The organism is Streptomyces sp. NPDC001903, assembly GCF_042891345.1.
GTDB lineage: Bacteria > Actinomycetota > Actinomycetes > Streptomycetales > Streptomycetaceae > Streptomyces.
Map to the genome: position 1 here is coordinate 245,375 of NZ_JBIASZ010000001.1, position 19,716 is coordinate 265,090.

General features: G+C 73.6%; 12 protein-coding genes. 3 read left to right on the plus strand and 9 right to left on the minus strand.

Annotated elements, in window-relative coordinates; genetic code table 11:
* Nucleotides 1–26 precede the first annotated feature (26 nt).
* From ACFYZS_RS01155 to ACFYZS_RS01190, 8 genes are all read right to left on the minus strand, one after another.
* Nucleotides 27–1,607, minus strand: coding sequence for an alpha/beta hydrolase (locus ACFYZS_RS01155; RefSeq protein WP_389005531.1), 1,581 nt, complete (start codon nt 1,605–1,607; stop codon nt 27–29).
* Nucleotides 1,608–1,672: 65 nt separating this feature from the next.
* Complete coding sequence (locus ACFYZS_RS01160) at nt 1,673–2,110, minus strand: hypothetical protein (RefSeq protein ID WP_389005533.1); 438 nt, start codon at nt 2,108–2,110, stop codon at nt 1,673–1,675.
* Between the two features lie 115 nt (nt 2,111–2,225).
* Entirely contained in the window at nt 2,226–3,605 is a 1,380-nt protein-coding gene (hemG, locus tag ACFYZS_RS01165; protein ID WP_389005535.1) for a protoporphyrinogen oxidase, read from the minus strand.
* Nucleotides 3,593–4,927, minus strand: a complete 1,335-nt coding sequence (locus ACFYZS_RS01170) for a TIGR04053 family radical SAM/SPASM domain-containing protein (RefSeq protein WP_389005537.1) — start codon at nt 4,925–4,927, stop codon at nt 3,593–3,595. The genes hemG and ACFYZS_RS01170 overlap by 13 nt, the downstream gene beginning before the upstream one ends.
* Nucleotides 4,924–5,649 carry a respiratory nitrate reductase subunit gamma gene (gene narI, locus ACFYZS_RS01175; RefSeq protein WP_389005539.1) on the minus strand — a complete coding sequence of 242 codons (726 nt, stop codon included), beginning with the start codon at nt 5,647–5,649 and terminating at the stop codon, nt 4,924–4,926. The genes ACFYZS_RS01170 and narI overlap by 4 nt, the downstream gene beginning before the upstream one ends.
* The gene (gene narJ / locus ACFYZS_RS01180) at nt 5,649–6,344 is read right to left on the minus strand and encodes a nitrate reductase molybdenum cofactor assembly chaperone (protein ID WP_389006268.1); all 696 of its coding nucleotides are present in this window, start codon (nt 6,342–6,344) and stop codon (nt 5,649–5,651) included. Before narJ ends, narI begins: the two co-directional genes overlap by 1 nt.
* Nucleotides 6,345–6,373: 29 nt before the next feature.
* Entirely contained in the window at nt 6,374–7,894 is a 1,521-nt protein-coding gene (gene narH, locus ACFYZS_RS01185; protein WP_389005541.1) for a nitrate reductase subunit beta, read from the minus strand.
* Nucleotides 7,895–7,898: 4 nt separating this feature from the next.
* Nucleotides 7,899–11,552 (minus strand): nitrate reductase subunit alpha, encoded by a 3,654-nt coding sequence (locus ACFYZS_RS01190; RefSeq protein WP_389005543.1) that lies wholly within the window; start codon nt 11,550–11,552, stop codon nt 7,899–7,901.
* A 221-nt stretch (nt 11,553–11,773) separates the two neighbouring features.
* Here ACFYZS_RS01190 and ACFYZS_RS01195 point away from each other — a divergent pair, with 221 nt between their 5' ends.
* A complete protein-coding gene (locus ACFYZS_RS01195; RefSeq protein ID WP_389005545.1) occupies nt 11,774–12,529 on the plus strand; it encodes a YwiC-like family protein in 756 nt (251 codons plus the stop codon).
* 49 nt (nt 12,530–12,578) lie between these two features.
* Here the strand turns inward: ACFYZS_RS01195 and ACFYZS_RS01200 are convergent, their stop codons facing one another.
* Nucleotides 12,579–15,470 carry a flippase-like domain-containing protein gene (locus ACFYZS_RS01200; RefSeq protein WP_389005547.1) on the minus strand — a complete coding sequence of 964 codons (2,892 nt, stop codon included), beginning with the start codon at nt 15,468–15,470 and terminating at the stop codon, nt 12,579–12,581.
* 110 nt (nt 15,471–15,580) lie between these two features.
* Here ACFYZS_RS01200 and ACFYZS_RS01205 point away from each other — a divergent pair, with 110 nt between their 5' ends.
* Together ACFYZS_RS01205 and ACFYZS_RS01210 are read left to right on the plus strand one after the other, a co-directional pair.
* Nucleotides 15,581–15,937: an MGMT family protein gene (locus ACFYZS_RS01205; RefSeq protein ID WP_389006270.1), complete on the plus strand. Its 357-nt coding sequence runs from the start codon at nt 15,581–15,583 to the stop codon at nt 15,935–15,937.
* Between the two features lie 228 nt (nt 15,938–16,165).
* Nucleotides 16,166–19,606, plus strand: a complete 3,441-nt coding sequence (locus ACFYZS_RS01210) for an ATP-dependent helicase (protein ID WP_389006272.1) — start codon at nt 16,166–16,168, stop codon at nt 19,604–19,606.
* Nucleotides 19,607–19,716 lie beyond the last annotated feature (110 nt).

The window sequence follows — 19,716 nt, forward strand, 5'->3', positions numbered from 1 at the left end:
ACGGAGCAGAGCAGTCCAGGAGACCCTCATCCCGAGGCCGGGGTGGGGGTCTCCTCGCCTGCGGGCGCCTTGGTGCAGACCGTGTTGGCGGGCGGCACCGTCCCGTCCAGCAGGTAGCTGTTCACCGCGGCCTGCACGCACTTGTCACCGCTGTTGTAGGCGCCGTGCCCCTCGCCCTTGTACGTGAGCTCCACGCCGACGCCGGGCCCGAGCCGCTCCACCATCTTGCGGGCGCCCTCGTACGGGGTGGCGGGGTCGCCGGTGTTGCCGATCACCAGGATGGGCGCCGATCCGGGAGCGGAGACGTCCGGGGTGTCCCAGGCGCCCGCGACGGGCCAGTCGGTGCAGCTCATCATGGCCCAGCCCAGGAAGTCCCCGAAGACGGGGGAGGCCGCGCGGAAGGCGGGCAGCTTCTCCTTCGTCTGCGCCAGCGTGTAACGGCCCTTGGAGTCGGCGCAGTTGATCGCCGTGTTGGCGGCGCCGATGTTGCTGTAGTGCCCTTGCTGGTCACGGCCGTTGAGCGCGTCGGACAACGCCATCAGCAGCTGCCCCTGCCCGCCCTCGGCCTCGTCGAGCCCCTGCTCCAGCAGCGGCCACAGCTCCTGGGAGTACAGGGCCTGGGCGATGCCGTTCGTGGCGGCGGAGTCGGTGAGCATCCGGCCGCCGATGCCGGGGATCGGCTTGTTCGCCAGGCTCTTCTGGAGCTTGATGATGTTGTCCTCGATCTCCTTGGCGGTGCTGCCCTGGAGCCGGCACTCGTCGCCCCGGTTCACGCAGTCCTGCGCGAAGTTGCCGAGGGCGAGCTGGAACCCCTTGGCCTGGCCGAGAGCGCCCTCCTCGGAGTTCTGGGTCGGATCGACGACGGCGTCGAAGACGGCCCGGCCGACCTTCTTGGGGAAGAGGTGGGCGTAGACCCCGCCGAGCTCGGTGCCGTAGGAGATCCCGAAGTAGTTCAGCTTCTCGTCGCCGAGGGCCTGCCGGATCCGGTCGAGGTCGCGGGCGGCGTTCTCGGTGCCGACGTGCGGCAGCAGGTGCCCGGACCTGTCCTTGCACGCCCGTTGGTACTTCTCCAGGTTCCCGATGTAGGCCTTTTCCTCCTGGGGCGTCTCGGGCGAGGAGTCCTGCGCGTAGTAGGCGTCGAGCTGCTTGTCGTCCTCGCACAGGACGGGGGCGCTGCGCCCCACCCCGCGCGGGTCGAAGCTCACGAGGTCGTACCGCGCCCGCAGGGCCTCGTACTCCTTGGCGGCGCCGGGCAGCGTACTGATCCCCGAGCCGCCGGGCCCGCCGAAGTTGAACACGAGCGAGCCGAGCCGCTTGCTCTTGTCCCGGGCCTTGGCGCGGATCAGCGCGAGCGGGATCGTCTCGCCCTCGGGCTTGGCGTAGTCGAGCGGTACGTGGAGGGTGGCGCACTCCCAGTCCTTGGGCGGCGCCTGCCCGCCGCCCTCGGCGACGTCGGGAGCCTCGCACTCCCCCCACTTCAGGGGCGCGGCCCCGGGGGTCCCCCCGGCCTCGGGCTTGCCTTCGCCGCTGTCGGAGCACCCGCCGGCCCCGGCCAGCCCGAAGGCGACGACGACGGCCACGGCACCCCGCACCAAGTTTCGACCCATGCCCCCATCCTGCGACCCCCACCCCCACCCCGCCCCCGCGCTGACCCGTTCGGGTAGGGCTGGTCTCAGCGCTCGGATGCGATGAGTCGGAAACTCTGCAGGGCGGCCAGGTAGTCGTCCCTGACCCCGTCGGAGGGCAGTGAACCGAGATGCCGATGGGCGAGATCTTCCGCAGCCGCCAGTACCGTCTGCGCGAGTTCCGCGGGAGTGGTGAGCGCGATCGGTCCCGATCGATCTCCCACATTGACACCCTTCTTCGTTGCTCTGAAACCGATGTGGAAGGAAGTGCCGGCGCCGGTGAAGGCTGTGGCTCTGACGCGACCTCGAAGCAGTTCGCCCAGGCAGTCCATGAGCTGGGTAGCCGAAATGTAGATCATCATTCCCTGGTCGGGTGTGTGCCCGGAGGAGTCCGCTTCGCCAAGATCTCCACGCCAGAGCATGTCTCCGAGGTCGAACCCGCTGGGGTCCCCCTGATTCGGGCGCACGGTAAATTCGACGATCACGGCTTGTAGCTCTTTCCTACTGGGAAGAATGTGATGATTCGATTTCCGTCGTGCGAGTCTACGACGAGGCGATATCCGGCCAGCACTCCGTGGATCGGGACCGTACGAGACGCGGTCAGGGGCGGGTGAGGAGGTGGTGGGCGGCTTTGCGGGCCGTGGCCACGCAGGCCGCGACTCCCACGCCCTCGTACGCCGCGCCGCACACGGCCAGGCCGGGGAGCTTCGACGTGGCCTCGCGGATGCGGGTGACGCGGGCGTGGTGGCCCACGGAGTACTGGGGGAGGCCGTGGTTCCAGCGGGTGACGCGGGCTGCCAGGGGCTCGCCCATCGGGCCCACCGCGTGGTGGAGTTCGGCGATCGCCGCGCGGATCAGGTGGCGGTCGGGCCGGGTGAGTACGGCCTCCTCGCCGATCCGGCCCAGCGAGGCGCGCAGGACGAAGGTGTCCGGGGCCGCGGCGTGCAGCCACGGCCACTTGTCGGAGAGGAACGAGGCCGCCTTCAGCAGGTGGCCGTCCACCGCCGGGACCAGGAAGCCGTTCCCGGCCGGGAGGAAACGGGCCCGCGAGCGGGAGAAGGCCATCGTGATCACCGCCGTCGAGGCGTGGGGGATCGCCGACAGCTCCTCCTCGGCGAGCGGCGCGTGCGGGAGCAGCAGCCGCGCCGCCTCGTACGCCGGGACGGCCAGGACCACGGCGTCCGACTCCATCGTCAGGGGGCCGTCGCCCGTCATCGCCGAGACCCGCCAGCGGTCGTCGGGGAGGCGGTGCAGGGAGCGGGCCGTCGTCGCCGTCAGGATGCGGGCCCCGCACGCCTGCGCGACGGCCTGGGGGAAGCGGCCCGTGCCGCCGGCCACGCCCTGGACGGCCACGGGGGCGGAGCGCGGGGCGCCCGCCGCCTTCATCCGGCGCAGGGCGGGGAGGAGGGGGCCGCCCTGCTCGGCCAGCGCCGCGATCCGGGGCATGGCCGCGCGCAGCGAGAGGCTGTCGGCGCGGCCGGCGTAGACCCCGCCGAGCAGGGGCTCGACCAGCCGGTCCACCGCCTCCCGGCCGAAGCGGGCGGTGAGGTACCGCGCCACCGAGCAGTCCTCCGTGAGCGGCGCCGCCGGGATCTTCTCCTCCGCGACCGCGCGGGCGATGCCCTCGGGGGAGAGCAGGCCCGTGCCGGCCAGTGCCGCCGGGTCCGTCGGGATGCCCATGACGTGGCCGGGCGGCAGCGGTCGCAGCCCGCCGTGGGTCCAGATGGTGGTGGGGGCCTTCGCGGGGTCGCACAGGGCATCGCCGAGTCCGACCGCGGCGGCCAGCTCCACCGCCTCCGGGCGCAGCGCCATCAGGGATTCGGCGCCCTCGTCCACGGTGATCCCGGCGATGGTGCCGGTGCGGAGCTTCCCGCCGACCTTGGTGTGGCCTTCCAGCACGGTCACATCGGCGTGGCCGCGCAGCTGCCAGGCCGCCGCCAGTCCACTGATGCCGCCGCCTACGACGATCACCGAGCGCATTCGCTTCTCCCTTTTGCCCCCGTTTCCCCCTGCCGAGCGTAGGGGGAGGGGCGGCCCTGGCGCCTCGTGCTTTCGGCCGGTGCCGCCGGTGCCGCCGGTGCCGCCGGAGCGGCCGGTGCCGCCGGATCCGGCCGAGCCGTCAGAGCCCCGAGGTCCTCTGGGTACGGGAAGCTGCCGGGCTCGTACGCGCAGCACGGATCCGCCGCGAGCATGTCGCCCGTGAACCCGTACGCCCGTGAACGCGAGCCCCCGCACACTTCCTTGAACTCGCACCGGCCGCACGTGCCGCCGAGCAGCGACGGGTCCCGCAACCGCGTGAACAGTGCCGAGTCCCGGTAGATCCCGGTCAGCGGACGGTCCTTCACGTTGCCCGCCGAGACGGGCAGGAAGCCGCTCGGGTGGACCTCCCCGGTGTGCGAGACGAAGACGAAGCCGCGCCCCGAGGAGACGTCCATCGGCGGCCTGCGGGCGGTGCGGCGGGCGCCGTCGAACAGCCCGAGCTCCGCGCCCCGCGCCGACAGGCGCCCGTACAGCGGCCCGAGCACCGGCCGCTCGCCGCGCGCGTCCAGGACCGTCCGCTGGAGGGCGACCCGCCGGAAGTGGTGGCCCTCCGTGGTCTTGGTGGCGAGCACCGCCCCGCAGTCGTAGAGGAAGTGCAGTACGTCCTCGACCTCGCCGGGGTCGAGGGAGTCCAGCCGCCCGCCGCGCCCCGCCGGGACCAGGACGAAGCCGGACCACAGCATCGCGCCCTCCCGCCTGACCAGCGCCGCGACGTCCGCCAGGTCCGCGAGGCCGTGCCGGGTCACCGTCGTGTTGATCTGGACCTTGAGCCCGAGCTCCCGCGCCGCCCGCCAGCCCTCCAGGGTCTGCTCGTACACCCCGGGCACGCCCCGGAAGGCGTCGTGCCGCTCCGCCGTCGAGCCGTCCAGCGAGAGGGACACGGCGACCGCTCCCGCGTCCCGCACCGCCGCCAGCCGTTCGCGCGTCAGCGTCGGCGTACCGGAGGGGGAGACCGCGACGCGCAGTCCGAGCGAGGTCCCGTACGCGACGAGGCCGGTGAGGTCGGGGCGCTGGAAGGGGTCCCCGCCGGTGATCACGAACAGCGGGCTCGGCCGCCCGAAGGCGGCGACCTGCTCCATCACCCGGCGGGCGCCGGCCCCGTCGAGCTCCTCGGGGTGGCGGGCCGTCTGCGCCTCGGCCCGGCAGTGCAGATAGGCCAGCGGGCAGGCCCGGGTGGCCTCCCAGATCACGAGGAAGGGGCGCTCGGCGATCGCGTGCCGGGGACGGCGCACGACGGTCCGCCCGGCCCCCGCGGCGCTCACGAGACGCGCTCCCAGCCGCGCCTGCTCGGGCGGTCGGCGAGCTGCCGCGGATCCCGCCTGCGGTAGACCACGTACGGCCGGAACAGGTACTTCAGCGGCGCCGAGAACATGTGCACCAGCCGCGAGTACGGGATCAGCGCGAACAGCGTGAACCCGAACAGGACGTGCGCCTTGAACGCGAGCGGCGCGCCCGCCATCAGGTGGTAGTCCGGGGTGAGGGTGAACAGGCTCCGGAACCAGAGCGAGACGCCGTCGCGGTAGTTGTAACCGCCCGTCATGCCGGTCGAGTTGAGGACCGTGGCCGTCAGCCCGAGCAGCATCGCGCCCAGCAGGAACGCGTACATCAGGCGGTCGCTGCGCAGCGTCGAGCGGCGCACCGCCGGGACCGTGCACCGCCGGTACACGAGGATGCCGATGCCCGCGGCGGCCGCGACGCCCGCCACCGCGCCCGTGGAGACGGCGAGCAGGTGGTACGCGTGGTCGCCGAGGCCGGCCGCGTCCGTCCAGCTCTTCGGCACCAGCAGGCCCACGACGTGGCCGAGGACCACGAACAGCATGCCGAAGTGGAAGAGCGGCGAGCCGATGCGCAGCAGCCGCGACTCGTGCAGCTGCGAGGAGTGGGTGGTCCGGCCGAACGCGTCGTGGCGGGCGCGCCAGACCGTGCCCGCGATCAGCAGGGCGACCGAGACGTAGGGCAGTACGCCCCACAGGAGGAGGTCCATCAGGCCGTCCGCCTTTCGGGTGTCGTGGGCCACGGGAGGTCGACGGGGAAGTCCGCCGGCAGGTCGCCGGGCGAGGCCGGCGGGCGGTCGATCCCCGGACCGAACGGTTCGAGCACCGAGCCCGCGCCCACCAGCTCCTGCGGCGGCCCGTTCCTCGCGAGCGCCTTCGCCTCGGCCTTCGTGGCCGGAGAGGTCCCCGGCAGCGTCGTGCAGACGGCCTCCAGGACCCGGGCGTACGGGGACCCCGACTCGGCGAGCGCCAGGCGCAGCAGCTCCAGCCCGGCCCGGTGCTCCTGCAGCAGCTCGGCGCCGGCCTCCTCCCTGCGGGCCGCGAACTCCAGCGCCACCGGCAGGAAGTCGGGCAGCTCCTCGCCCGCGAACTCCAGCCCGAAGTCCCGGTAGATCCGCTTCAGCCGGACCAGGGACAGGCCGCGCCGGCGGGTGTCGCCGTCCACCCACCAGGTCAGGTAGAGGCAGCGCCGGTTGCGGGTGTCGAAGGTGGAGGTGTACCGGGCGCACAGCTCGATCGGGGTCAGCGCCTCCGCCTCGTCGAGGAAGGCCGCCAGCAGTGCGGCCGGTTCGGGTGGCGCCCCGGCGAGGGCCGCACGGAGCCGGGGGAGCTCGTCGTGGAAGTGGTCGCCGGGGTACTGCAGGACGCAGCCGGCGACCAGCCGCACCAGTGCGCCACCGCTCATCCGGTCTCGGGTGTCGATCGCCGTCACGCTCACGAACTCCTCCTGGTCGGGCCGAGATTGAGCATCACCCGCGGTTCACCGAGATCCCCGACGGGGCATTCGGCGTCCAGCGGATGCGTCTGCGCCAGCGCCTCGGCATCGCCGCGCGCCGCGCTCGGGACCACGAACCGGTCCTCCTGCTTGGCGATCGCGAGCAGCCGGAACATGTCCTCCATCTCGACGCCCGTCAGTCCCACCGCCTTCGCGATCGACTCGTCGCGCTCCTCGCCGAGGTTGATGCGCCGCATGTACGCGCGCATCGCCGCCATCCGCCGCAGCACCGCCTCGACGGCGTGGGTGTCGCCCGCGGTGAGGACCGCCGCGAGGTATTCGACGGGGATGCGCAGGGCGTCGATGGCGCCGAACAGGTTGCCCGCGTCCTCGCCGTCGCTCCCGGTCGCGGCGACCGCCTCGACGACGGGGGAGAGCGGGGGGACGTACCAGACCATCGGCATCGTCCGGTACTCCGGATGGAGCGGGAGGGCGACCTGGTAGGTGGCGATCAGGTCGTACACGGGCGAGTCGCGGGCCGCGTCCAGCCACTCGCGCGTGATGCCGGAGCGCCGCGCGGCCTCGACCACCGCCGGATCGCGCGGGTCGAGGAAGCACTCCACCTGGGCGGGGTAGAGATCGTGCTCGTCCGGGGTGGCCGCGGCCCCGGCGACCTTGTCGGCGTCGTACAGCATCACGCCGAGGTAGCGCATCCGGCCGACGCAGGTCTGCGAGCACACCGTCGGCATGCCGACCTCGATGCGCGGGAAGCAGAAGGTGCACTTCTCGGCCTTGCCGGTGCGGTGGTTGAAGTACACCTTCTTGTACGGGCATCCGCTCACGCACATGCGCCAGCCGCGGCAGGCGTCCTGGTCGACCAGGACGATGCCGTCCTCCTCGCGCTTGTACATCGCGCCGGACGGGCAGGACGAGACGCACGCCGGGTTCAGGCAGTGCTCGCAGATGCGGGGGAGGTAGAACATGAAGCTCTGCTCGAACTCGAAGCGGATCTTCTCGCCGACCTCCTCGCGGATCTTCTCCACGACCGGGTCCCGGGGCGCGTGGGCCGGGGCGCCGCCCAGGTTGTCGTCCCAGTTCGGGCCCCACTCGATCGTGGCGAGGGGCTCGCCGGTGAGCTGCGAGACGGGCCGGGCGGTGGGCAGGTCGTCGCCGGCCGGGGCCTCGGTCAGGTTCTTGTACTCGTACGTCCAGGGCTGGTAGTAGTCCTCGATCTCCGGCAGGTCGGGGTTGGCGAAGATCTTGCCGAGCTTGGCGAGCCGGCCGCCCGCGCGCAGCCGCAGCCGGCCCGAGCGGGTGCGCTCCCAGCCGCCCTTCCACCGCTCCTGGTCCTCCCAGCGGCGCGGGTAGCCCTGGCCTGGGAGGGTCTCGACGTTGTTGAACCAGACGTACTCGGTGCCCTGCCGGTTGGTCCACGCCTGCTTGCAGGTGACCGAGCAGGTGTGGCAGCCGATGCACTTGTCGAGGTTCATGACCATCGCGATCTGTGCCATGACGCGCATGGGACTAGAACTCCACCTTCTGCGAGCGGCGGCGGATGACCGTCACCTCGTCGCGCTGGTTGCCGGTCGGGCCCAGGTAGTTGAAGGCCCAGGTCAGCTGGGCGTAGCCGCCGATCAGGTGGGTCGGCTTGAGCATCACCCGGGTCAGCGAGTTGTGGATGCCGCCGCGGCGGCCCGTCTTCTCGGTCTTCGGGACGCCGACCGTCCGCTCCTGCGCGTGGTTCATGTAGACCGTGCCGGGCGGCATCTTGTGCGAGACGATCGCGCGGGCGGTGACTACGCCGTTGCGGTTGACCGCCTCGATCCAGTCGTTGTCCGCGACCCCGATGGCCTCGGCGTCCTGCGGGGACATCCACACCGTCTGGCCGCCGCGGCCCAGGGTCATCATGTGGAGGTTGTCCTGGTACTGGCTGTGGATGGCCCACTTGTTGTGCGGGGTGAGGTAGCGGACGGCCACCGACTTCTCGTCGACGACGCCGAGTTCCGGCTCCCCGTACAGGGTGTGCATGTTCAGCGGCGGCTTGTAGACCGGCAGCGATTCGCCCACCTCGTGCAGCCAGTCGTGGTCGAGGAAGAAGTGCTGGCGTCCGGTGAGGGTGTGCCAGGGCTTGAGGTGCTCGGTGTTGACGGTGAAGGCCGTGTAGCGGCGCCCGCCCGCCTCCGAACCCGACCACTCGGGCGAGGTGATCACCGGGACCGGGCGGGCCTGCGTGTCCGCGAAGGTGATCCGCTTGCCCTCGGCCTCGGCGGCCAGGTGGGCCATGCGCGTGCCGACCTGCTTCTCCAGGGTCTCGAAACCCTGGGTGGCCAGGCGCCCGTTGGAGGTGCCCGACAGGGAGAGGATCGCCTCGCAGGCGCGCTGCGCGGTGTCCAGACGCGGCCGGCCGTCGGCGATCCCGCCGCGGACCGCGCCGTTCTTCTCCCGCAGGTACGCGACCTCCTCGGCGACCTCGTACGTGACGGCCTTGGTCGTCACCCCGAGGGTGTCCACGAGCGGGCCCAGCGCGGCGAACTTCTCGCCGACGGCCCCGTAGTCGCGCTCGACGACCGCCAGGTCGTACATCGTCCGGCCGGGCACCGGCTCGCACTCGCCCTTCGACCAGTCCAGCGCGACCCCGCCGGGCTGGGCCATCTCCCCGCCCGGGGTGTCGTGCCGGAGGGCGGTCGCGACCAGGTCCCTGCGTACGCCGAGGTGCTCCGCGGCGAGCTCGCCGAACCGCTCGGCGATGCCGAGGAAGGCGTCGTAGTCGGAGCGGGCCTGCCAGGGCGGGTCCACGGCCGGGGTGAACGCGTGCAGGAAGGGGTGCATGTCCGTGGAGGACAGGTCGTGCTTCTCGTACCAGGTGGCCGCGGGCAGCACCACGTCGGAGAGCAGGGTCGTGGAGGTCATCCGGAAGTCCATGCTCATCAGCAGGTCCAGCTTCCCCTCGACGTCCTCCTCCCGGTACGCGACGTCCCTCGGCGCGCACCGCGGGCCGTCGTCGGGGAGGTTGGAGTGGGTGCCGAGGAGGTGCTTGAGGAAGTACTCGTTGCCCTTGGAACTGGAGCCGAGGAGGTTGGCCCGCCATACGTTGAGCACCCGCGGCCAGTTGCCCGGCGCGTCGGGGTCCTCGCCGGCGAAGCCGAGCGTGCCCGCCTTCAGCTCCCGTACGGCGTCGGCGACCGGATCGGCGCTCGCGCCCAGGTCGAGCGGGTTGCGGTCGAAGGTCGGGTACGAGGGCATCCAGCCCATCCGGGCACTGGCGGCCAGGCAGTCGGAGCCGGTCATGCCGGCGAAGGCGCCGTCCGCGAGCGGGGAGGCGAGGGCCTCGGCCGGGAGGGTGTCGTAGCGCCACTGGTCGGTGTGCAGGTAGAACCAGGCCGCGCCGATCATCTGGCGCGGCGGGCGCGACCAGTCGGAGGCGGCGGCGAGGGTGGCCCAGCCGGTGACCGGGCGGCACTTCTCCTGGCCGACGTAGTGGCCCCAGCCGCCGCCGTTGCGGCCCTGGCAGCCGGTGAGGGTGAGGAGGGCGAGGAAGGCGCGGTAGATGGTCTCGGAGTGGAACCAGTGGTTCGTCCCCGCGCCCATCAGGATCATGCAGCGGCCCTGCGAGCGCTCGGCGGTCTGCGCGAACTCCCGGGCCACACGGGCGGCCTGGGCGGCGGGCACGGAGGTCAGGGACTCCTGCCAGCCGGGGGTGCCGGGGGCGTCCGCGTCCTCGTACGAGGAGGGCCACTCGCCGGGCAGGCCCGGGCGGGCGACCCCGTACTGGGCCAGCATCAGGTCGAAGACGGTGGTGACGAGCCGGCCGCCGAGGCGGCGCACGGGGACGCCGCGGCGGATCGTTCCGCCGCGCTCGTCGTCCTCGAAGCGGGGCAGGGTGACCTCGGCGCTCTCGCCCTCCGCGAGGAGGGTCAGCCGGGGGACGGTGCCGCCGAGGTCGAGGTTCCACTCGGGCTTCTCGTTCTTGCCCCACCGGTGCCCGAGGGTGCCGTTCGGGACGACGGGCTCGCCGCTCGCGTCGTCGACGAGGACGGTCTTCCACCGGGCGTTCTCGGTGTCCCGGCCGAGGTCGGCGGCGGTGACGAACTTGCCGGGAACGAGCCCCTGATCGGTTTCGCGCAGCGACACCAGGAAAGGGAGGTCGGTGTACTTCCGGACGTAATCCGTGAAGAAAGGGGTCTGCTTATCGACGAAGAACTCCTTGAGGATGACGTGGCCCATCGCGAGGGCCAGCGCACCGTCCGTTCCGGGGTGCGGGTGCATCCATTCGTCGGCGAATTTCGTGTTGTCCGCGTAATCGGGCGACACGGTGACGACCTTCTGGCCGCGGTAGCGGGCCTCGGCCATCCAGTGCGCGTCCGGGGTCCGGGTGACGGGCACGTTCGAGCCCCACATCACCAGGTACGCGGCGTCCCACCAGTCGCCGGACTCGGGGACGTCGGTCTGGTCGCCGAACACCTGCGGGGAGGCGACGGGCAGGTCCGCGTACCAGTCGTAGAAGCTCAGCATCGGCGCGCCGATGAGGGAGTGGAAGCGGGCGCCGGCGGCGTGCGAGGCCATGGACATCGCCGGGATCGGCGAGAAGCCGGCGACGCGGTCCGGCCCGTGCTCCCCGATGGTGTGCACGTGGGCCGCGGCGACGATCTCGGTCGCCTCCTCCCAGCTCGCGCGCACGAGCCCGCCCTTGCCGCGGGCCCGCTGGTAGGCGCGCCGGCGCTCCGGGTCGGCCTGGATGTCGGCCCAGGCCAGCACGGGGTCGCCGAGCCGCCGCTTGGCCTCCCGGTACGCCTCCAGGAGCACCCCGCGGACGTACGGGTGGCGCACGCGCGTCGGCGAGTACGAGTACCAGGAGAAGGAGGCCCCGCGCGGGCAGCCGCGGGGTTCGTACTCGGGGCGGTCGGGGCCCACCGAGGGGTAGTCGGTGGCCTGGGTCTCCCAGGTGATGATCCCGTCCTTGACGTACACCTTCCACCTGCACGAGCCGGTGCAGTTCACGCCGTGCGTGGAGTGCACGACCTTGTCGTGGCTCCACCGGTCGCGGTAGAAGGCCTCGGCGGCCCGCCCGCCGGTGCGGTGGACCGTGCGCAGGTCCCCGGAGACCTCGCCGGCCGTGAAGAAACTGCCCGCCCTGATCAGTGAATCGGCGGCGCCCTGATGTCCGAATCGGTCCTGCAAGACGACCCTCCAGGCGGGTGGTGTGACGGATGGCGGAAAAGCATCCGTCCACGACGCTACGCCCGCCGGAAGGCCGAATCCGATGACAAAGGTCCCGTCCGGGCATGACCTAATTCCGGTCTTTTCCGGGACGGGCGGGTGGCAGGCTGGGAGGGCCAACTCCCGAGGGAATGCGGCAAATTACGCGATGGATTACCAATTAACCGCGGGAGGTGGCCCGGGTGCCACGCACGGGGCGGAACACCTGGCTGCCGGACCAGCACGGCGCGTGGGCCATGCTGGCCGTGCCGTTCCTGGCGGGGACCCTGTCGGCCCCGCGGCCGCGGTGGGCGCAGGCGGCGCTGTTCGCGGCCTGGCTGCTCGGGTACGCGGCCGTCTTCCACGGCCAGCAGTGGCTGCGCCTGCACCGCATCGCCCGCCGCCGACCGGACGCTGCGGCCCGGCACGTGCGGCCGGCGCTGGTCCTCGGGGCCGCGTGCGCGGCGCTCGGCCTGCCGCTGGCGGCGGCGCACCCCCGGCTGCTGCCCGCGGCCGCGGCGGCGGCGCCGTTCGTCGCGGTGAACACCTGGTACGCGTGGCGCGGCCGCGAGCGGGCGCCGGCCAACGGCCTGGCGGCGGTGGTCCCGGCGTGCGGGATGCTGCTGGTGGCCGCCGGGCTGGGCGGGATGCCCGCGGCGTCGGCCTGGCGCCCGGCGCTGGCCTGCCTGCTGTACTTCGCGGGCACGGTGCCGTACGTGAAGACGATGATCCGGGAGCGGAACTCGCGGGCGTACCGCCGGGGTTCGGTGGCCTACCACGCGGCGGCCCTGGCGGTGGCCGCCTTCCTGTCGCCCTGGCTGGCGATCCCGTTCGCGGCCTACCTGGCCCGGGCGGCCGCCCTCCCGGGCCGCGCCCTGAAGCCCCCGGTGGTGGGCGCGATCGAGATCGCCTGCTCGGCGGCGCTGCTCGCGACGCTGGTACCGGTCTTCAGCGCCTGATCCGCCCCGGTCCCACCGCCTGGGCCGTGTCCCTCGGATCGGACACGGCCTAGATGGCTTCCTTCCGGGTCAGGTAGTTGAAGGACAGCCAGCCCGGCAGGACCGGCAGCCAGAACGTCATCAGGCGGAACAGGAGCACCGCCGAGATGGCGACCTCCTTCTCCAGGCCCGCCGCGATCAGACCCAGCGTCAGCGTGGTCTCCACCGCGCCGATGCCGCCCGGCGTCGGCGCCGCCGACCCCAGCGCGTTGCCCGCCAGGAACACCACCGCGATGCTCGCGTAGCTGATGGCCTGGCCGCCGCCGAACGCCCGGATCGACGCGTCCAGGCACATCACGAAGCAGCCGGTCAGCAGCAGCATGCCGCCGATGCCCGTCATCAGCTTCTGCGGCCGCTGGAGCACGTCCAGCATGCGCGGCACCACACCCGCGAACAGCGCCCGCACCCGCGTCGCCACGAACTTCCGCAGGAACGGCACCGCCGTCACCACCAGCACCAGCACGGCCACCGTCAGCAGACCGGCGATGACCGTACGGGACGGCGTCATCTCCGGGGTCTTCTCCGTACCCGTCAGGTAGCCGAAGGCCAGCAGCAGCAGGACGTGGCTCGCCAGGCCGAACAGCTGCGAGGCACCCACGCTGGCCACCGCCAGCCCCGGCCGGATCCCGGCCCGCTGCAGGAACCGCGTGTTCAGCGCGACACCGCCGACCGCCGCCGGCGCCACGAGCTTCACGAACGACCCCGCCACCTGTGCGACCACCGTCCGCAGGAAGGACACCCGCTCCGGTACGAAGCCCAGCAGGCTCATCGCCGCCGCGAAGTAGGTGAGCGCCGAGAAGGCCAGCGCGGCCCCCACCCAGCCCCACTGTGCCTCGCCGACGATCGTCGCGAAGTCCACGTGGGCGAGCTGCGTGAGCAGGAAGTAGGCACCGAAGGCGCCCGCGATGAACGACACCAGCGTCCGCGGCCTGATCCGCTCCAGCCGGGCCGGCTCCACCGGTGCCTGCGGGCGGATCAGCAGCACCTGCTGGCGGATCTGGCTCAGCAGATCCTCCTCGCGGGCCCCGTCGAGGGCGTCGTCCAGAGCCTTCTTCTCGGCCTTCTTCTCGGCGGCCGTGGCCGCCGACGGCCTCGCGCCGGCCTTGCGGTCCGGCTTCGCCTCCTCCGCGGCCGCCTCGCGCGCCGCCTTCGCCGCCCGCGAGGACTCCAGCACGGCCTCCCGCTGCCGGTCGGCCCGCTCCCGGGCCAGCCTGCGCAGGGTCGCCCGGGTGGAGCGGCTCAGCGCGATCGGCTGGAGCAGCGGCAGGCAGTCCGCCACCGCGTCTGGGCCGAGCACCGACACCGCCGAGGCCACCGCGCGCTCCGCCCCGATCCGCAGGCCGAGGGTGGTCAGCAGCTGCGCGATGTCCATCCGCAGCACCAGGTCGCCGGCCGCGATCTCGCCGCCGCGCAGGTCGGTGAGGACGACGTTGCCGGAACGATCCACCACGAGCGCGTCGCCGGTCAGCCGCCGGTGGGCGATCCGCCGCGACTGCAGGGCCCGTACCTGCTTCCACGTGTTGCGGGTCAGGTCGTCGGTGATCTCCTCGTCGGCGAGCGCGTCGAGGGGCCGGCCGTCCAGGTGCTCGTAGACGAGCATCACGGCGTCCGGGCCGAGCTCGGAGGTGGCGATCAGCTTCGGTGCGTTGGCCCCGGCCGCGATGGCGGCGTACGCGAGGAGCGCCTCCTGCTCCAGCGCCTGGCGCAGCGACTGCAGGCTGCGCCGGGTCGTGATGCCGCGCAGGGTGAGCCGGCGCCAGACCCGGTAGAAGAACCCGTGCGCCTGCTGCTCGCGGTCGACGACCGTGACGTCGAGCGGCGGGCCGTCCTCCAGGGTGACGTGGTAGCGCCGGCCCCGGTCGCTGACCTCCGAGGCGTCGGCGCCGTCCGGGAGCTCCGCGCGCATGGCGCTGACCGGCTTGAAGCCGACCCGGCGCAGGCCGGCGAGGAGGGTCTGGCCGGTGGGGCGGACGTTCGGCGAGCCGACCGCGTACAGGGTCCCGTACGCGACGCTCCAGCCGATCAGCACGGTCAGCATGATCGAGAACGGCGTGGTGTAGCCGCTGACCAGCATCGCGAAGGCGTCCAGCAGCAGGACCACCCACAGCGCGACCCGCCAGCGCGGCCGGCGGGTCATGCCGACGGCGGTCATGTACGCGATGACCGGCGCGAGGTAGCCGTGCACCGGGTCGGTGATGGGGCCGCCGACGGTGGTCTGACGGGTGAGGGCGTCCTGGATGGTGTCGGAGGCGGCCTGGGAGACCCACAGGTCGGTGGCCAGGGTCACGCCGTGCGCGAGGACGGCGGCGAGCACGCCGTCGGCGATGCGCAGCCCGTCCCGTTTGATCAGCCGTTCGATGGCGAAGGCCACGGGCACGAGCAGCACGGCGATGCTGGACACCAGCCCGGCGACCTTGATCAGCAGATCGGGGGCGGCGCCGGTGCCCTGGGTGATGTCGGCCTCGAGGCCGGCGGTGGTGCGGTGGGCGAAGGCGGCGATGGCGAGGACGACGGCGATGCCGAGGACGCCGACGAGCAGGCGCACGAGGTCGGAGGGGCGGTGGACGCGGGCGGCGAGCAGTGGCTCGTCGACCTCGACCTGGTCGGCGGAGGCGGAGGCGCGCCCGTGCGGCCCGTCGGCCCCGGCCGGGGGCTCCTCCCCGGCCTTGGCGCGGGGCCGGGGTGCGCCCGTGGCACCGGCCCCGGGCGCGGGCTCGGCCGTGGGCTCGGGTGTGCCCGCGGTCCCGGGCGCGGGCGTGGCCCGGCCGGGGGGCTCGTCGGGGAGCTTCCCGGACCCGGGGTGCGGGTCAGGGCGCGCGCCGTCGTCCTCAGCCGCGCCGTCCGGAGGGCTCACACCCTGCTCCTTCGTCGTCACTTCCGTCTCTTCTTGATCACGTATCACCAGTCACCGCCCGGAAGATGGTGGCACGGACCGACGTGCGGGCGGGGCATCAGGGTGCGTGCCGGTACGGAAGGAAACCTTCCGGGAACCGGTCCGTGATGTACGGCACCATGGGCGGAATGAGCGAAGAGCTGCCCGCGTACGCGGAGCGGGTGCTGGAGGTGGCCGAGCGGATTCCGCCCGGCCGGGTGATGACGTACGGGGACGTCGCCGAATGGCTCGGCGAGGGCGGACCGCGCCAAGTCGGGCGCGTGATGGCCCTGTACGGGGGAGCGGTGCCCTGGTGGCGCGTGGTCCGGGCGGACGGCCGGCCGCTGCCCGGCAGCGAGATCCGGGCCCTTGAGCACTACCGCGCGGAGGCCACCCCGCTGCGCTTGACCGCCGCCGGCGAGGCCCGGCTGAACATGCCGCGGGCGCGCTGGGACGGGCGGGAGGAGCACGCCGCACGGGACGAGGGTCACATCTGACAGCTTCGGCCATGCGGGGCCGGGGCGGGCGGTCGAGCGCCCGTACGGGCGACGGCGCGCGGCCCCTGCGCCCCCACCTCGGGGAACTGCGCGGGCCCCGGCGGTTGCCGTAGCGTTGCCCCTTCGGCTTCGGCTTCGGCAGGCGCGGCGGTGACCGCGGCACCCGCGGGGACGGCCGAGACCGCAACAACCGCAGACCCACCAGGACCTGGACCGGCACCCCACGTGATCACCTCTCCATCCGACCGCACCGAGCGGCGGCGTACGCGGACCCCCGACGCGTACCGCCTCGTGCGCACCGGGCCGCAGCGGGTGGATCCCCCTGTTCTGGACGCAGCGCAGCGGGCGGTGGTTGATCACACCGACGGCCCGCTTCTCGTCCTGGCCGGACCGGGCACCGGAAAGACGACCACGCTGGTCGAGGCGGCCGCGGCCCGGGTCGAGGCCGGGGTGGACCCGGCCCGGATCCTCATCCTCACCTTCAGCCGCAAGGCGGCGGTGGAGCTGCGCGACCGGGCCGCCCTGCGGCTCGGCGGGGCGCGTGCCCCGCAGGCCACCACCTTCCACTCCTTCTGCTACGGACTGGTCCGCGCCCACCAGGACACCGACCTGTTCGCGGATCCCCTGCGGCTGCTGTCGGGCCCGGAGCAGGACGTGATGGTCCGCACCCTCCTGGACGGCCAGCGCCGGATCCGCTCCATCCGCTGGCCGGACGACCTGCGCGCCGCACTCACCACCCGCGGTTTCGCGGACGAGGTGCGCGCGGTGCTCGCCCGCGCCCGCGAGCTGGGCCTGGGCCCGGCCGCGCTGGACGCGTTCGCGAGCCGGCTGGGCCGCCCGGACTGGAAGGCGGCGGCCGCGTTCCTGTCGGAGTACCTGGACGTCCTGGACATGCAGGGCACGCTGGACTACGCGGAGCTCGTCCACCGGGCCGTCCTCCTCGCGGAGCGCACCCCGTCCCTCTCCCTGGCCTACGACGTGATCTACGTGGACGAGTACCAGGACACGGACGCCTCCCAGCTGCGGCTGCTGCGGGCCCTGGCCGGCCCGGCGGGCACCCTGGTCGCCTTCGGGGACCCGGACCAGTCGATCTACGCCTTCCGCGGCGCCGACATCAACAACATCCTGGACTTCGAGGGCTCCTTCCCCGGGGCGGCGGTCCGGGCCCTGACGGTGGGCCGCCGCTCGCGGGCCGGCCTCCTGGCGGCGACCCGCCTCCTGACCACCCGTATGCCCCTCCCGCGCCTGCCCTCGGAGGCGGTCCGCGCCCACCGCGCCCTGACCCCGGTCCGGGAGGGCGGCGGGGTGGAGGTGTTCACGTACCCCACGGCAGGCGCCGAGCTGGACAACATCGCCGACATCCTGCGCCGGGCTCACCTGGAGGACGGCGTGCCGTGGCAGGAGATGGCCGTCCTGGTCCGGTCCGGCGGCCGCACCCTCCCGGCGATGCGCCGCGCCCTGATCTCGGCGGGAGTCCCGGCGGAGACGGACGGCACGGACACCCCGCTGCGCCACGAACCGGCCATAGCCCCCCTGCTGACGGCCCTGCGCATCGCCGCGGCCCCGATCCCGGCGTCCCCCGACGGACCCTCCCCGGCCGCGGCCCCGGACGCGGAGGCCCCGGACGCGGAGGCCTCGGACGCGGATCCGGCCCTGGACCCGGCCCCGGACGCGGAGGCGTCGTACCCGGACCCGGACCTGGACCCGGACCCGGCCGCGGAGGCCGATGCGGACCTCGAGGCCGGAGCCGAAGCCGAGGCCGAGGCCTCCGCGGCCGAGCCCGCCGCCGGCGAAGGGTGGGTCGGGGTCGAGGCGGCGATCGCGCTGCTGAGCTCGCCGCTCGGCGGAATGGACGCCGCCGATCTGCGGCGGCTCGGGCGGGCCCTGCGCGACGAGGAGCGGGCGGCCGGCACCAAGGTGCCGGCCCCCTCCGACGTGCTGCTCGCCCGCGCCCTCGCCGAGCCCGAGCGGCTCACCGCCCACGACCCCGCGTACGCCCGCGGGGCGCTGCGCCTCGGGCTGCTCCTGCGCAAGGCCCGCGAGCTCCTCCAGGGCGGCGGCACCGCCGAAGAGGCCCTGTGGACCCTCTGGGAGGGCACCCCCTGGCCCCAGCGCCTGGAGCGCGGAGCCCGCCGCGGCGGCGCGGCCGGCCGCAACGCCGACCGCGATCTCGACGCCGTCTGCGCGCTCTTCGACACGGCCGCCCGCGCCGAGGACCGCACCGGCGGCCGCGGCGCCCTCAACTTCCTCGAACAGCTCGAAGCCGAGGACATCGCCGCCGACACCCTGACGGGCAGAGCCACCCGCACCGACGCCGTACGCCTCATGACCGCCCACCGCTCCAAGGGCCTGGAGTGGTCCCTCGTCGTCGTGGCCGGCGTACAGGAAGGGCTCTGGCCCGACCTGCGCCGCCGCGGCTCCCTCCTCGAAGCCGACCGCATCGGCCGGGACGGCCTCGCCGAGCCCCTCACCCCCGGCGCGCTCCTGGCCGAGGAGCGGCGCCTCTTCTACGTCGCCGCCACCCGCGCCCGCGACCGCCTCGTCGTCACCGCCGTCAAGGCACCGGCCGAGGACGGCGACCAGCCCTCCCGCTTCCTCACCGAGCTCGGGGTCACCCCGAAGGACGTCACCGGCCGCCCCCGCCGCCCCCTCGCCGTCCCCGCGCTCGTCGCCGAACTGCGCGCCACCACCGTCGACCCCGATGCCTCGCCCGCGCTGCGCGAGGCGGCCGCCCGGCGCCTGGCCCGCCTCGCCGCGCTCACCGACGAGGACGACCGCCCGCTGGTCCCCGCCGCGCACCCGCAGCGCTGGTGGGGGCTGTACGAGCCCACCCGCAGCAGCGTCCCGCTGCGCGACCGGGACCGGCCCCTCGCCCTCTCCGGCTCGGCCCTGGACCAGCTGGCCAACACCTGCTCCCTCCAGTGGTTCCTCGGCCGCGAGGTCAAGGCCGACGCCCCCTCCACCGCGGCCCAGGGCTTCGGCAACGTCGTCCACGTCCTCGCCGACGAGGTCGCCTCCGGCCGCACCCCCGCCGACCTCGCCGTGCTGATGGAACGCCTCGACTCCGTCTGGGACGCCCTCGCCTTCGACGCCCCCTGGAAGTCCCGCCAGGAGAAGGACAACGCCCGCGCCGCCCTGGAGCGCTTCCTGCGCTGGCACACCACCGACCGCGGGGGCCGGGAGGCCGTGGCCACGGAGCACGCGTTCGACGTCACGCTCGAAGCCGGTGACGTCGCCGTCCGCATCCGGGGCTCCATGGACCGGGTCGAGGCGGACCCGCAGGGGCGCGCGTACGTCGTCGACTTCAAGACCGGCAAGTCCGCGCCGACGGCCAAGGAGGTCGAACGGCACCCGCAGCTCGCCGTGTACCAGCTCGCCGTACGCGAAGGCGCCGTCGACGAGGTCTTCGACGGGGTGCGCCCCGAGGCGGGCGGCGCCGAGCTGGTGCAGCTGCGCCAGGGCGCCGCCCAGCGGGAGGGCGGCGAGACGGTGCCCAAGATCCAGGCGCAGCAGCCGCTGAACGGCGAATGGGTCGGCGACCTCCTCGCCACCGCCGCCGGCCGGGTCCTGGACGAGCGCTTCGCGCCCGCCACCGGCAAGCACTGCGACCACTGCTCCTTCCGCAGCGCGTGCAGCGCGCGCCCGGAGGGCCGCCAGACGGTGGAGTGAGTCACACGGCCGCGACCGCGGGGCCACCGGCGGCGGGCCGTCGGCCAACCGGCGCTTGACCGGTGGCCGGCCACCGACCGACCGGCCGGTGAGACGGCGGCCGGGAGTGT

Excerpts from the sequence above, each read along its gene's own strand:
- narH (WP_389005541.1), bottom strand. The coding sequence starts at position 7,894 with ATGCGCGTCATGGCACAGATCGCGATGGTCATGAACCTCGACAAGTGC.
- narJ (WP_389006268.1), bottom strand. The coding sequence starts at position 6,344 with ATGAGCGGTGGCGCACTGGTGCGGCTGGTCGCCGGCTGCGTCCTGCAG.
- hemG (WP_389005535.1), bottom strand. The coding sequence starts at position 3,605 with ATGCGCTCGGTGATCGTCGTAGGCGGCGGCATCAGTGGACTGGCGGCG.
- ACFYZS_RS01155 (WP_389005531.1), bottom strand. The coding sequence starts at position 1,607 with ATGGGTCGAAACTTGGTGCGGGGTGCCGTGGCCGTCGTCGTCGCCTTC.
- ACFYZS_RS01205 (WP_389006270.1), top strand. The coding sequence starts at position 15,581 with ATGGGCGGAATGAGCGAAGAGCTGCCCGCGTACGCGGAGCGGGTGCTG.
- narI (WP_389005539.1), bottom strand. The coding sequence starts at position 5,649 with ATGGACCTCCTCCTGTGGGGCGTACTGCCCTACGTCTCGGTCGCCCTG.